The sequence below is a fragment of the Bacillus sp. UMB0728 genome (genome assembly GCF_002858875.1).
Lineage (GTDB): Bacteria > Bacillota > Bacilli > Bacillales > Cytobacillaceae > Bacillus_AB > Bacillus_AB infantis.
In genome coordinates, this window is sequence record NZ_PKLA01000004.1 from 664382 (window position 1) to 679271 (window position 14890).

10 protein-coding genes are annotated in these 14890 nt (G+C 47.0%); 1 reads left to right on the forward strand and 9 read right to left on the reverse strand.

The window, feature by feature from the left end; all coding sequences use genetic code 11:
* Positions 1–108 precede the first annotated feature (108 nt).
* A complete protein-coding gene (locus tag CYJ37_RS19055; protein WP_009795034.1) occupies positions 109–864 on the reverse strand; it encodes a SurA N-terminal domain-containing protein in 756 nt (251 codons plus the stop codon).
* Positions 865–1220: 356 nt separating this feature from the next.
* Here CYJ37_RS19055 and CYJ37_RS19065 point away from each other — a divergent pair, with 356 nt between their 5' ends.
* Entirely contained in the window at positions 1221–1790 is a 570-nt protein-coding gene (locus CYJ37_RS19065; protein WP_224949857.1) for a YitT family protein, read from the forward strand.
* A gap of 29 nt (positions 1791–1819) precedes the next feature.
* On the opposite strand, the gene CYJ37_RS19070 is transcribed toward CYJ37_RS19065, so the two are convergent.
* From CYJ37_RS19070 to CYJ37_RS19105, 8 genes are all read right to left on the reverse strand, one after another.
* Positions 1820–2560: a class I SAM-dependent methyltransferase gene (locus CYJ37_RS19070; protein WP_257964252.1), complete on the reverse strand. Its 741-nt coding sequence runs from the start codon at positions 2558–2560 to the stop codon at positions 1820–1822.
* Between the two features lie 110 nt (positions 2561–2670).
* Positions 2671–4059 carry an L-cystine transporter gene (locus CYJ37_RS19075; RefSeq protein ID WP_101551085.1) on the reverse strand — a complete coding sequence of 463 codons (1389 nt, stop codon included), beginning with the start codon at positions 4057–4059 and terminating at the stop codon, positions 2671–2673.
* Between the two features lie 268 nt (positions 4060–4327).
* Positions 4328–7198, reverse strand: a complete 2871-nt coding sequence (locus tag CYJ37_RS19080) for a hybrid sensor histidine kinase/response regulator (RefSeq protein WP_009795030.1) — start codon at positions 7196–7198, stop codon at positions 4328–4330.
* Positions 7185–7556, reverse strand: a complete 372-nt coding sequence (locus tag CYJ37_RS19085) for a response regulator transcription factor (RefSeq protein ID WP_009795029.1) — start codon at positions 7554–7556, stop codon at positions 7185–7187. Before CYJ37_RS19085 ends, CYJ37_RS19080 begins: the two co-directional genes overlap by 14 nt.
* Positions 7553–10807 carry a hypothetical protein gene (locus tag CYJ37_RS19090; RefSeq protein ID WP_101551088.1) on the reverse strand — a complete coding sequence of 1085 codons (3255 nt, stop codon included), beginning with the start codon at positions 10805–10807 and terminating at the stop codon, positions 7553–7555. Before CYJ37_RS19090 ends, CYJ37_RS19085 begins: the two co-directional genes overlap by 4 nt.
* Positions 10804–12216 carry a glycosyltransferase family 2 protein gene (locus CYJ37_RS19095; RefSeq protein WP_101551090.1) on the reverse strand — a complete coding sequence of 471 codons (1413 nt, stop codon included), beginning with the start codon at positions 12214–12216 and terminating at the stop codon, positions 10804–10806. Before CYJ37_RS19095 ends, CYJ37_RS19090 begins: the two co-directional genes overlap by 4 nt.
* Positions 12216–13262: a HEAT repeat domain-containing protein gene (locus CYJ37_RS19100; protein WP_094768369.1), complete on the reverse strand. Its 1047-nt coding sequence runs from the start codon at positions 13260–13262 to the stop codon at positions 12216–12218. The genes CYJ37_RS19095 and CYJ37_RS19100 overlap by 1 nt, the downstream gene beginning before the upstream one ends.
* Positions 13262–14881 carry a diguanylate cyclase gene (locus tag CYJ37_RS19105; RefSeq protein ID WP_257964251.1) on the reverse strand — a complete coding sequence of 540 codons (1620 nt, stop codon included), beginning with the start codon at positions 14879–14881 and terminating at the stop codon, positions 13262–13264. Before CYJ37_RS19105 ends, CYJ37_RS19100 begins: the two co-directional genes overlap by 1 nt.
* Positions 14882–14890 lie beyond the last annotated feature (9 nt).

Sequence of the window (14890 nt, forward strand, 5' to 3'; positions counted from 1 at the left end):
TCTTTGCCTTTAATTCTGGCGTGGCTTATGACTCGAGGGGCTAGGCTTTGGAGCTGGACCAATCGAAATGACAAAAAGAGCAGCTGCAATATGCAGCTGCTCTTTCTTTTATATCAGTACTTCAACCTTGGCATCTTTTTTCAGATCTTCAACCTGTTTGACCAGTACTTCCTGTTTCTTTTGGTCGTTAAGCTGTTCCTGGATTTTTGTTTTTATTTCTTCGTATTCCGGAACTGATTGCCCTTCAGGTGTTGATGCTTTCACTTGATCATAATATGCTTTTACTTCTTCTTCTGTAGCGGCATCTGCTTTAATTTCTTTATCGATATACTTATTTGATACGATAGAATCGCTGATTTGCCCCTTCAGCTCTTCTTCAGTCAATCCCGCATCCTTTAGGGCAGCGGCAAATTTCTTGTCATCGCCTTCGTATTGTTTCTTTATTTCATCCAGCTGGCCCTGCACCTCTTCTTCTGAGGCCTTGTAGCCTTTTTCAGCGGCTTCCTGCATGATTAAGCTTTGTCCGACCAGACTGTCTATTGTCTGCTGCTTAATTTGTTCTGAGGCTTCCTTGGTAGTTGGATCCTGTCCGCTCATCTGGTAGCTCATTTGAGCATTCTGGAGCATACCGTTAAAATCCTTGCCCAGAATTTTATCATCATTGACAACAGCAACGGTTTCTTTTTCATCGACTTTTTGCTTGTCCAGTTTTTCCTGCATTTCCTTCATGCTGGCCTCCTGGCTCTTCTCTTCCTGCTTGCTTGCATTCTTATCTTCTGATTGAGCATTGTCCTCGTTCCCGCCGCAAGCAGTTAAAACGGCAGCGGTCAAGACTGCCAGCATCGTCCATTTAATCTTCTTCATGATCCGTCCCCTTTCGCCCTCCTGATAAGGGCTATTTCTATAATTTTCTTATATAGTGGGCATTATAGCTGATATTTTCGCGAAAAGATACCAATCACCCATTACCAACTTTTGGAACATAGGCAGCAGCGCCCGACAAATATAGGAGTACGGGCTGTATCTTCCTGTTATTTTCCTCCCTCTTCTACTGAAAATTACTGCCTTGTCAGCAGCTGCAGGAGCAGGATTGAACAGAAGCCTTCCAGTCTCAGCTTTCAATTTATGACCCTTAAGGTGACGTTCTAAATGTACAATTCGCACATACTTTTCTTTATAGGACAGGACAAGATAAGGTGATGTGAGAGATGGTACATAAAATGACTGCTATCATAATGGGAAGCTTTCTAATGGGGATTGGCATCAATGGCTTCATCATTCCTCATCATCTGCTGGATGGCGGTTTTATCGGGCTTGGCCTGATTCTGCACTATTATTATGATTTCCCCCCGGGCCTGTCTTTGGTATGCCTCAGCATCCCTGTTTATACAGCGGCCTGGTTTTATCACCGCAAGTATTTCTTTTACAGTTTGTCCGGTCTGCTGGCTTCCTCTATTTTTATTGACCTCTTTGAACCTATCAAAGGAACCATGCCGCTGGGGATACTGCCAAGCGCTGTTATTGGAGGAATACTGGTCGGCTGCGGAATCGGACTCATGCTCCGGTATGACACAAGCACATGCGGCTCTGATCTGCTTGCACAGCTTCTCTCAAAAGCATTTTCTGTCAATGTGGGTCTGATCATCTTTATGATGGATGCGCTGATTATTTCATCAGGAATAAAAGCAGTCGGATGGACGCATTTTTTCTATTCGTTCCTGACCATCATCAGTGTGGCAATCCTGACGATCATGATGAATCGGGGCCGGCATTCAGCAGCAGGGGCATAGCCCCGGCAAACTGGCTGAAGGAGCCTGTATCAGGCTTCTTCAGCCAGTTTGCATACATAGACCAAGGATTCAGACCGGGCAGTCAGCGCCCTTTTGTCCCAGCCTCCATAGACCTGGATTATCTCCAGGCGGCAGCTTTCAAGCAGACGTTCCATTTCCTGCGGATATGTATATCTCAGAAAAATATTCTTTACTGTCTCTTCCAGATCGCTCCTTCGGATTGTCTGGTAATGCTGGATCTGTGTTAACTTGTCGTATTTGCTTATCGTAGAAACCTTTATTTGCTCCCCGCTTTTTCCAGTGATGGTTTTCCAATATTCCTCTCCTTCAGGCTGAAGCAATTTTTCTGCAGAAGGAAAACGGGTATCGAAGATAAACAGCCCGCTTTTGTCCAGATGGTTTACAACGGCTTCCAGCAGTCTGTTCTGGTCTTGATTGGTCAAAAAATGCTGAAAGGAATTGCCGGACATGTAAACTAGCCCAGACTTCAAATCCAGATCCACCGATCTTACATCCCCGCAGATCCATTTGATGGGAAGCCCTTTCGCTTTTTCAGCCGCCCTGCCGAGCATGCCTTTATGTATATCGACGCCTGTCACTTCAAAACCCTTTTCAGCCAGCGGGATAGCGAGCCTCCCTGTCCCGCATGCCAGGTCGATGACCGGCCCCCTTTTACCTTCCAAAAGCTCCAGCAGCAGATGCAGCTCCCCTGTCCAGCTGTTCTCAATATCATATAAAACAGGATCTTCATATTCTTCAAAGTTATCCATTTTCACGTCCGAACTCCTTTTTTTCCTTAATTGTAATGGGGCATGCGTTCTTCTGCCACTCATTTCGTTTTTATACAGAAAAAGCCGAGGGAGCCCCCCGGCCTTTCCAATCAAGCTTCTGCTTCAATTTTATTAGCAGCATCATTATAAGCTGCAGTATCAATGTCCCCAGTCAAACGGCTTGTGAGAATGCCGGATGTCATGCTTCCGGATACATTGACCGCTGTCCGCCCCATATCAATGAGGGGCTCGATGGAAATGAGCAGGCCTGCAAGCCCTACCGGCAGATTGAGTGCTGAAAGGACAAGCAGTGCCGCAAAGGTAGCTCCGCCGCCTACGCCTGCTACGCCAAAAGAACTGATGGCGACGATGGCGATGACAGACAGCAGGAATGACGGTGATAGAGGGTCGATCCCTACTGTAGGCGCAATCATGACTGCCAGCATCGCCGGATAAATTCCGGCACATCCGTTTTGGCCGATAGTAAGGCCGAATGAACCTGAGAAGTTGGCTATCCCTTCAGATACCCCGAGTGACCGCTGAGTTTTAATATTCAGCGGCAGTGCTCCAGCACTCGTCCTGGATGTGAAGGCAAAAGCCAGGACAGGGAAAGCTTTTTTCATGTAAGTGACAGGATTCAGGCCTGCCAATATCAGCAGCAGCAGGTGAATCAGGAACATAACAATGAGAGCTGCATAGGAAGCAACGACAAATTTGCCAAGATTCAGGATGCTATCAAGATCGCTGGTCGCCGCGGTCTTTGCCATGATGGCCAGAACCCCGTATGGCGTAAGGCGGAGAATCAATGTAACGACCCTCATGATAATGCTGTAAAAAGAATCTACTATTCTCGCAAAAAGCTCCGCATGCTCAGGTGATTTCCGTTTTACGCCAAGATAGGCAATCCCCAGGAAGGCGGCAAATATAACAACAGAAATGGTGGACGTAGGCCGCGCACCTGTGAAATCCAGAAATGGATTGGCAGGCAGAAGATCCAGTATTTGCTGCGGGAAAGTGCGGTCCTGAATTTCCCCGTACCGCTGCTCAAGCTGTTCAGCCCGTGCAGATTCCGCTTCTCCCTGTGTAATCTGCACTGCCTCCAGATCAAAGCCAAGCGCGGCAGTGATGCCGACAGCAGCCGCAATTGCCGTGGTCCCAACCAGGATCCCAAGGATCAGGGTGCTGATTTTTCCAATATTATTGGTCAGCTTCAGTTTCGTAAAAGCAGCCAGGATTGAAATAAAGACGAGCGGCATGACAATCATTTGCAGAAATCTGACATATCCTCCCCCGGCAAGATTGAACCACTCAGCCGACTCGGCGATTACTTCCGAACCGGATCCGTAAATGAACTGCAGGGCAAAGCCGAATATAATCCCCGCTCCAAGTGCAGTGAATACACGCTTGGAGAACGATATATGTTTTTTCTGCATCACATATAGCCCATAAATCAATAAAAGCATAATGGCAATATTCACTATAATATATACCGCAGACATACTATCCCTCCTAATATTTTCTATAAACACACTTTATTTCATATATTCCCATCTGTCAAATCGGGATTGCCTGGATATCCTCCTTTCTTGCAATATATTTTAAAGCACTTCTTATATATGAGCTCTTGCGCAAATATATGCGCACTGCAGCTTGGTTAAGATTGCTTCTATCTAAGAGGACTACTATATAATAATGAGGCTGGGACAGCAAACAAGCACCCTCAATCTGCAGGCAGAACCTGCAGCCGGGGTGCTTGTTTGTCTGTTCTTATTTTTCAGGAATGAGAATCTGCCCAACCTTGCCGATTTTGAGGAGAGTCTGCATGATTGCCCTGGACAGCTGGCTCGGCTTGTAAGGCTTGACCAAATAATCATTCGCACCAAGCGAAAAGCCTTTTTCTTTTTCATCAAGAGCCGTGGAAACAATGATAGGTATGTTCTTAAGCCTGTCATTTTCCTTTATCTGCTCCATGATCCTCCAGCCATCCACCTGTTCTTCCTCCAGCATGATATCAAGCACGATCGCATCAGGTGTATGGAGGGCAAGAAAATCCAGGGCTTCCTGTCCCCTTTTATAATGAACTACCTGGAAACCGCTGTCAGACAGCTCCTGGATAATCAGCTCCGCCAGGCTTTGGTCATCTTCCACTACCATAACGCGGTAGCCTTCTGCAGAGGCTTTCGGCACTGATATAGCCCCTGGTTCCTCAGCAGTTTCAATCAGAGGAAATGAGAGTGTGAAGATGCTTCCTTTTCCATAACTTGAGGCAACGGAAATGCTGCCGCTGTGCGCCTTCATGATTTCCTGGACAATCGAGAGCCCGAGCCCTGTACCGCCGATCCTTCTCCTGTCGGAATTATCCACACGGTAGAATTTGGTGAACAGTTTATCCAGCGCATCCTCCGGTATACCGAGGCCCTTATCTTCCACTTCTGCCAGAACAGACTTATCTTCCTGATAGAGCCTGATGATTATATCCCCGCCGCCTGGAGAATATTTGACAGCATTGGAGATCAGATTGGTGAATACCTGCTCCACCTTGCTCTTATCTCCCAGGATCACATCATTTCCTATAGAACGGTCATCAATTTTTATCTTGTGGATATCTGTATTGATCTGCTGTTTTTCTATAACCTGCTCAATGATTGGCAGGAGCCTGAGATATTTCTTCTCATATGTCTGTTTTCCGGCTTCCATCCGCTGGACATCAAGGAAATCATTGATGAGGGAAGTCAGCCTCCTGGCTTCATTATAAATGGTCGTCAAATATTTTTTCTGCTTATCAGGCTTCAGCTCTCTGTTCAGCATCAGTTCGGTGAAGCCGAGGATGCTCGCGAGCGGTGTGCGCAGCTCATGGCTGACAGTGCTCACAAACTCAGACTTCATTTGATCGACTTCAAATTCTTTTGTTATGTCGCGATGCACCAGCACGGTGCCGATCCTTTCATCTTCCTGCCCGAGGCCTTCGCAGTACATTTTGATGACCTGCCCCGTTTGCTTCATTTGATAGATGATGCTCTCCATCTCACAGCTGTCACTATGAACCGCATTTTGAAGGAAAGCCAAAAATTCATCAGGCTGCTCAACCTTATTTGCCATTTCGGCCGACCAAATTTCCCATGGGAGATTTTCCAGCCTTCCGGCAGCACCCGGGCAGGTGAACATCTCTTCCAGCTGGCGGTTCGCCTGCAGGATGGCCCCTGAGCGGCTCACCATCTGGATGCCCTCCTGGACTGTATTCAGGATATCTTTGTTAAGCTTCCGTTCTTCCTCTGACTGGCTGTATAAGCTGATATTGTCCAGACTGATTCCTACCTGCCTGGATAATGCTTCATATTCATCCATCTGCTTCTCCGAGAATGGAGATCCGAAGCGGCTGAACAGCATCACTGCTATAACCTCGTCCTTGGAGGAAATGACTGGCAGATATAAATCATAGCTGTAGGACACTTCCTCATGATAACCCTTTTCTCCAGCCAGCAGCTCCCTTTTTATGGCAAAGGATTTTTTTGACTGGATCAGCCTTTCGTGAAGCCCGTTTTCAATGTGGTCCATAAACTGCTCCACACCTGATGCTGAAATGGCGTAAGCCGCTGCTGCCTTTGTGTTCAGGAGTCCGATCATCCCTCTATCGGCACTGATGATTCCGCACATATTGACCACAATGCTGTCAAGGATGCTCTGAAGGTCCAGGGAGCTGGAAATTCCATTCGTCAAGTCATTCCTCCGCTTCAGCTTCAGCTCGTTCTCGCGCAAAGCTTCGAGCATCTCCTCCAGCTCAGTCTGCTGGGCCTGGAGCTCATCCTGCTGGGCGAGCAGCTCTTCATTCTGGGCAGTCAGGTCCTGTTCTTTGTCCTGCACACTCCAGACCATTTTCTGGAATGCGACCGATAATGCGCCGAGTTCATCCTCTCTGCTGGATTCGACGGTTATCACTGCTTCGCGCCCTGCCGCAATCTCATTGGCAGCAGCTGCAAAGTCAGCAAGCGGCTGTCCGACTCTACGGAACATTACCCGGGTAATCCGTGCCAAAAGGACAAGGATGACAAAGCTGAATAAGACAAAGCCCATCTGGATATAAGATTGCTTCTCCATCAGGCCTTCCGCTTCTTCATTAAGCTGGTCATTTATTCCCTGCAGATATTTAAGCGAATCATCCTGGAAAGTATTTACCCTCGCAGTCGCTCCGGTGCTTGCCAATCTCTTGACCTCTTCTATTCTCCCGGTTTCAAAATAGTTTACCGTAGCAGGCAGTTTTTCAATAAAATAGTAATCAATAAACTCCCTTACTTCTCTCGCATATGCCTTATCATCCTGGGAGGCAGCAAGTTCATCCAGCTGCTTCCCCATCTTTCTCAGCTCCGGCTGCTTTGACTGTGCGCTGATCCTCATATCATCGTTGTCAAATGCCAAATAGCCTCTTACATCGAAGAATACACGATTGAAGGTACTATCGATTTCCTGGACGAGCGCTTCCTTTTTAACGAGTTCAGCCCGCTTTTCATTATAAGAATCGCTGAGGTTCTGCTGCAGGATGACCAGCACAATCGTTCCGGCAATGAAAAAGAAAATAAAGACACCCATTAACCCGGCAAACTGCCTCGATAGGCTCTTTTTAAAATAATCATTGATTTTCATTCAGTATTTCCTCTACCTTTTCAAGGAGCTCCAGCGGGCTGAACGGCTTGGCCATAAAATAATCGGCCCCTGCTTCCAGCACCCTGTCCTGCTCAAACTGCTGGCTTTTTGCTGACAGCATGAGAATCTTGACATGATTTTTTTCACTATTGGCCCTTATCTTTTCGATGACCTCAAGCCCCGTGTATACAGGCATCATATAATCAATGATCAGGAGGCTGTAATCTCCTGACTGAAATAAATCCAGCGCCTCCTGTCCATCTGCTGCCTCATCCACTTCGAAATCGCCGTCTTCCAGCGTATCCACAATCAGCATTCTCAATATATCTTCATCTTCTGCCAGTAAAATTCTGTTCATTTCGCTCCTCCTCCAGCAGCTGCTTTACTGAATGCATCTTTCATGATCCAGTAGGACTGCTTTAGCCTTTCATGGTATTGCGGCTCCTCCCAGCTTTTCCAGGAATATTTGAAAGAATCTTCTTCCTTTATTACTCCATCAGTCATTGCCGGAGCGGTGCCTGCCAATTTTCCATTTTCTGTGACGGCTGCACCTATTGTGATAGACTCGATGATGCTGCTTCCGGATAGGCCGGATTGCCAAAGGTCTCCCTGTATTTCCCGGCTGCTTGGATCCTTTACATTCAGGAGCAGCCACGGAATCCTCAGCTCCAGCGTTTTCCTGTCATCACTTATACTTATATCGGTCAGGGAGTTGAAATCTTCACTTTCCGGATTGGCATTGCCGAACATAAGTTTCCCTGTTTCATAAGAAGAAAACGGAAGGGTTTTTCCGGTAGATGGAATCGTCAGTTCTTTATTCAAAGCCAATCTGATCGGATGGAAAATCCCATTATCCTTTTGAGCTGCATATGGTCTTTCCGGGAGCATATTCAGCAGCTCTCCGTACTGATAATAGAAAGTGTCATAATAGCTGTCTACCATCATATTCGATGTATCTTCCCCTGTAAGATTAATAGAATAATCGACCCCGAAATCGGCAGCAGCTTCAGCTTCGTTTCCAAGCGGGACAGTTCTCTGCCCCTGATCCTTGATAGTATCAAGCAGCAGATGCGTGCTGTCCCTTCCCCAATCCAGAGGCCTGCTGTAGTCGAGGCGGAGATAAAGGTATTCTTCATTTGATGCCGCATATAAAGCCTTTATTGCATCTTCTTTTTGGCTGCTTTTAAAGAGGGGCTCTGCACCAAGCTTATCCCAATCGCCTGTAAGACCATCCGGATAGATGCCAGCTTCATATTTGCCGGGCTCAAACGCCAGCAGCCCAAAGTGCTGCTCGTTCGTCTGCATATTGGACCAGAACGGCCGCCTGTCAGGATTGTCATAATCCATCGTATTCCAAGTACGCTTGAACCACTCATCCTGCCAAGTAAATACAAGGCCGCCGGCGTAGCCTTCATCCATAATAGATTCGAAGAGGCGTTTGTTTATTTCCCCCTGCTCTTCTTCCGAATGATGCCCCTGGTCCATCCCGTCTACATTTTCATGAGTCATTCCCCTTGAAGCAGGAACGCCGAACTCAGCCACCAGAACTGGCATAGAGTGGACCTTTTTTAAATCATTCAGATATCCGGCATAGTTATTTTTTTCTCCCTGTGAATCTATATAATTCACATACTTCTTTTCATAATTCAGGAAATCGGGATAGTAAGGATAGATATGGTAGGAAGCAAACATCCCGGCTATAAATCCTTCCGCCGGCAGGATATGATTCGGATCCACCACTGCTTTGTCTTCATCCTCCGAAGGCTCGGCCGGATGGTCCAGAAGATCAGTGGTCACCCAGTTTGTAAAGCTCATTGTATGCTGCCATCCATATTGCCCTGATTCGTACTCTGCCGTATAATCCATCATCCGGGCGATCCAGCCTTCGAACGGGGAGGCATTTTCAGTCTGAAAATATTTCCCGGAAAAAGAGCCCTTCCCTTCATTGCCTGCATTTGTCTGTAAGACTGCTTCAGGATCCCACTCGATCCCGATCATGAATCCCAGCACATACTCCGATATATCATACTTATATTCCCCTGAAGCATGGCCCGGCCGTTCCGGCAGGCTTGCGTTTCCGTGGACAATATCCACCATATGCTTCAATTCAGTTTTAAAATCATCTGTTACAAGTCTGCTGTAGGCATTTTGTTCACTGACAAGATTCTCTTCGTTCACCCACGCTCCATGGAATAAATACAGCGGGTGTTCAGCAGTTTGATTATATTCATAAAAAGCTTCATAGAAACCTGGCGGATGGAGGGTATAAACACGTACGGCATTACTGTTCATGGCTCCTATTGCCTTGAACCAGCGGAGATATTCATCTTTCGTAATGGCCGTTTCCCCTGGAAAAGAGCCTGGCTTTGCTATGCCCATGTTAACGCCTTTAATCAGGAGATTTTCCCACTTGCCGCCTTTACGGACTTGAATATACTCGCTTCCGGTCCTGCTGTTCGTTATGATCCCGTTCTGCCCGGCAATTTCCGGCTTTTCCTGCTCATGATGCAGGCCGGTGCCTCTTTCCAGGATTGTTTTCATCAACGGGACATACGTATTCCAATAGAAAGAATCCCGTGAGCTGAAATTCCCTTTCCAGACATCGAGACCCTTTGTCTGATAAATACCGGGAACCTCCGCTTCATCCGCAAAGTCACCTGCAAAATAATAGGAAGAATATTTTGCATTCACATGCTGGATGACAGCCGGGATGACGGATGGGATCCCGTATCCCTCCAGTTCTTTTTCTGCTTCCTTTTTAAGGGGAAGCTGATAGGTTGCCAGTACTTCCTCCTGGTTATTCGCTTCAACTATATCAAACCAGTATGAATAGCGGGACTCCCCCTCTGCACCCAGCTTCTTTTCCCCTGCTTCGGTGTAGCTGAAAAGGGCACCTTCTCCCTCGAGGTCCTCTTCGCCGAATACCACAATATGATTGTCTTTGTTGACCAGTACAAGGCCAGGGCCTTCATAATCCCAGCTCTTTTCCTGTTCCTTCACCCAGACAGGGACTTCATCAGATGACAGGTCAGGAAAATATCTGCCTATCCAGCCGCTCCAGCTGATATTCAGGAGCGAGGTGATTTTCTCCCGGGCAGCATCATCTGTCGGGTCTGCAAATGTATTGAATTCAGCAATCAGCGTCTTTCCTTCTGAATGAATAAGGGCATCCCTTAGCCTGTCAGCCTCTTCAGCCTGAAGGCCACCATAGATGCTGTCCGATCTTTCGCCCAGACTGTTGCTGCCGAAAAATTCCTCTTCATACACACCGTATTGGTCAGCGAGATAAAAGACATCATATTTTTCAAGATTTTCCGGAAGCGGCTTTACTTTATATTCATCTTCCCCAAGCGGCTTAAACCCGCTGTAGTCGCTCTTTACCTCATAATGTTCGCCATTTCTTCTCTGCCATTTGCCATTGTTCAGAATCCAGACAAGGCCTTTATGCTCTCGGTAAGTTTCATCAGGCACGGTTTTATCAATGATCAATGCCTCTAGCGTCTTGTCCGGTGCGAGCTGCCACAGCCAGAAAGGACTTGTCAGGAGCAAAAGAATGCCGACGACCACACCGAATACGGCAGCCTGTGATTTCGTAAACATTTTTTTCATTCAGACACACCTTTTCGTTTCATTTCTCCCCAGCTCTTATCTCCCCTGATCAGCTTCCAGATGCCCTCGCACCTCCAAAATACTGTTAGAGGGCGATACCATAAGGTTTCTGTCAGAGAGTAGAAGAACAGCTTCAGCAAATCAGACACCTTCGGATACTTGCGCAGGCTCCATTCTTCAAGCAAAACCGCTGCCATTGAAAAAATAGAACCGTAGAGGCAGGAAAGCAGGAAGATCAGAATGGCAAACTCCAGATAAATCCCCCCAAGGAACAGTGACAGCACCACATAGGCATAGCCAAGCAGCTCGACAATCGGCCCGAAAAATTCGACAACCCAGAAATACGGGAAGGAGATGAACCCGATTGCCCCATATTTCGGATTAAAGGTCAGCTTCCGGTGAGTCCACAAACTTTCGAACAGTCCCCTGTGCCACCTGCCCCTCTGCTTCCTCAGGAAAGTCGCGCTTTCCGGCACTTCCGTCCAGCAGACCGGGTCGGGGACATAGACGATCCGCTTCTTCAGCCCTTTTTCTTTAATAAGCCGGTGCATCCTGACCACAAGCTCCATATCCTCGCCGACAGTATCGGTTCTGTACCCGCCTGCCTCCAGCACCCAACGTTTTGAAAAAACGCCAAATGCACCCGAAATGATGAGCAGCAGATTATGACGGCTCAGCCCGATGCGGCCCATCAGAAAAGCCCGCAGGTATTCAATGATCTGCATGATGACGAGCGGTTCCCTGGCAAGCCCTACCTTCAGCAGGTTTCCATCCTTGATTTCACAGCCATTCGCAATCCTGATGCTTCCTCCGGATGCAATCACCTCTTCATTCGAATCAATGATCGGCTTCATCACCTTAAGGAACGCATCATGCTCCAGGACAGAATCCCCGTCCAGGGAACAGATATAAGGATAATGGGAGATATTCAAGCCGGCGTTGAGCGCATCGGCTTTTCCTCCATTCTCCTTATCGATCAAGTATAAATTAGGCAGCAGGCGGGACTGGTAAATACTTTTAATCTCCTTTGTCTCCACCTGCTTTCTGACAGCCTTATCCACTTTTATCATTTCATAGTGCCCTATCATCTTTGCCAGTGTTCCATCCTTCGATCCGTCATTCACAACCAGAATCTCATACTCAGGATAGCTGATGCTCAAAAGGGACCTGACACTCTGGATGATCCCAGCTTCTTCATTATAGGCAGGGACAATGATGGAAACAGGCTTTGTATAAATCTCACTCATATATTCCTCATAGATCCGGTCGCGCTTAAGACGGTATTCCCTTCGCAGCTGAACCATCGAAATAACAAGAACAACTGTGTAAAAAAAGATGACAATCACCATATAAACAGCGATGAACCAGCCAAAAAACAAAGCGGCATTCTCCCATAAAACTGCCAGCATCAGCGCTGCTCCCCTTTTTGCATCCATTCCCAAGCCATATCCCTGGCATAAGGATCATGAGAACTATCAATTACTTTCTGCAATATTTCTTTCCCCTTTGAAAAAGCCAAGATAGACTGGCCTGCCTGTGATCTTACATACCAGGATGAATCGTGCAGCATTTCTGCCAGCCTTGGGAGCAGCCCTTCGTCTTTTAAGCTGCCGAAAAGCTTGGCGGCAAGCATCCGTTCCTGCCAGCTGGAAGATTCAGCGAGTTCCTCATAAGGGGCTATATCCTCTGTATATCCTATTGAAGCTAATGCCTTCAATGCCCGGAGCCTCATTTCCCCCGCCTCGGACATGAACACCTCTTCCACAAAACGAAGATAACCAAGCTGCTTGTTGACAGCAATCACATCCAATACAGCAAACTGCAGTCTTTCCGGAGAAGTTCTAAAGCCTTCAACAAATCGGCCAAAACCTTTGTCATCAAGCCGGATTAGAATATTCCTGAGATCGAATTCCGAGAACGGCAAACTCCGGGAATCCAGCAGCATGAACAGATTCTCACTCTGGAAATCTGCCAGGATCTTGAAGGCCTGGACTTTTTCAGAAGTTGAGCTTCCCCCGCTTTCGGCAATCCGCAGTACTTCTCCCTCCAGACTTTTCAAATGGAAATCCTCTATATGATAAAGCGAATTTATCCGCGTACTCCACTTTCTGCTTTGAAGTCCTTTGGCATAATGGCCCCTAAGATAGGACTCTGCAAAAAAAGAAAGATTTTCTTTTTCCTGCTCCCCTTCAAGGATATCCGCATAATGACCGAGGAGCTCCTCAGCAGCCAGCAGGCTTGCCCGGTCAGCCAGGGCAGCTTCCTCCAGCTGCTTCCCTTCATATAAAAAAGAAAACAGCGGAAGGTTCAGTTTTTGCTTCCAATCTTCAACCTTCCGCCTTGCTGTTATTTCAAAAGCTTTTCTAATCACGAGATACACCAGTATGACTGTCAATATTCCTGTAATGGAAAGGGCCGCTGCAGCGAGAACAAACAGTTCCTGATCTAGTCTCATTATGACATCCTCTGGATCAGGCGATGAATTCTTGCCTGCAGCTCAGTGATGCTGAACGGCTTTGTCACATAATCATCTGCCCCCAGCTTCAGTGCCCTGGCAATATCGTATTCCGTTTTTCTGCCTGTCAGCATTAAAACATGGATGCGGCTTGCATTCCGATTTTCCTTCACCTTCTGGAGAACTTCCGTCCCATCCATTACAGGCATGATTCCGTCCAGAATAAGGAAATGCTCCCCTTTCTGCTCCATACGGCCGGATTGAAGGAACTTCTGTCCATCCTCATACACCTGGATATCCAGGCTGGTATGCTCGAATTCCATGGATTGCAGGATTTTCATCAGCATGGTCCTGATGATTGCATCATCATCAATGACAGATACATTCAGAACCTTCCTTGAATGGCCGCCGATCAATTTATTGGCACTTTCCACCCTGGCCCGGCCGTTCCGTTTTGCTTCATATAAAGCCTGATCAGCCGTCTTGATTGCTTCTGCCACAGTAGCAGAAGGATCATGGACCATATATACACCGGCCGAGAAGGTCATTTTCAATTCCGCCCCGCCCTCTATGAACGTTCGGCTTGAGAAGCCGGAAAGAAGCCTTGAGACGACCTCCTTGCTGTCATGGTCATTGGTGCGCGGAAGCAGCAGGATGAACTCCTCTCCTCCATAGCGGAACACTATATCTCCAATCCTGACATGATCCTTCAGATACTGGGCAAACTCCGACAGGATACGGTCTCCGGCCGGATGGCCGTACATATCATTCACCTGCTTGAAATGATCCAGATCAAGGACGGCAATAGAAAAATACTGATTGCTCCGTTCTAGTTCTTTTAAATACCGTTTAAGAGAATCCTTCAGGAACCTGCGGTTGTATACCTGCGTCAATTCATCGATCAGGACAGACTGGTCAAATATTTGTTTCCTGTCCAAATGCCGCTCTACCTTTATAAGGAATTCTTCCAGGTCAATAGGTTTGGAAATAAAATCATCCGCCCCCAGTCTGTAAGCCTTTATTCTCGTTTCTCTGTCATTCATTATGCTGATCATCAGCTTTGGTATAAACTTTTTATTCGTATGCTTCTGAATATCCTCAAGCACATGGAACCCGCTTTTGCCCGGTAGATTAACATCGATGATAAGACAGTCGGGATTCATATCAAAGAATTGGTCGACAGCTTTTTCAGGCTCGGTATTTGCCATAACCATCCAGCCCTTGCTTTCCAGTGCATCTTTAAGGAGGATCAGCATGGATACATCATCATCAATCACCTGGATCAATGGCATATTTTCATCCCTTGGAAGACTCTGTTTCTCCTCTTCTCTTTGGAAATGTTCATATTCATAGCTCAGGCCCATCAGTTCATATAAAAAATCCCGCAGCTCCCGGTTTCCCCAGATTTTTTCGCTGCTCTTTTCCACCTGGTCCATCAGTTTGCCTGCCACCTGATGGAGTCCGACAAGCTGCAGAGTTCCTGCTGTCCCCTTGATGGAGTGAAGGAAACGGTAAACATCTTCGTTGTTCACAGGAGTTTCCGCTTCCTGTTCAAACCAAAGAGTCATTTGATTCTTAATCTTTTGAAACAATAAAGTTTTGTATTTATCAAGCTTCATTATATGCAC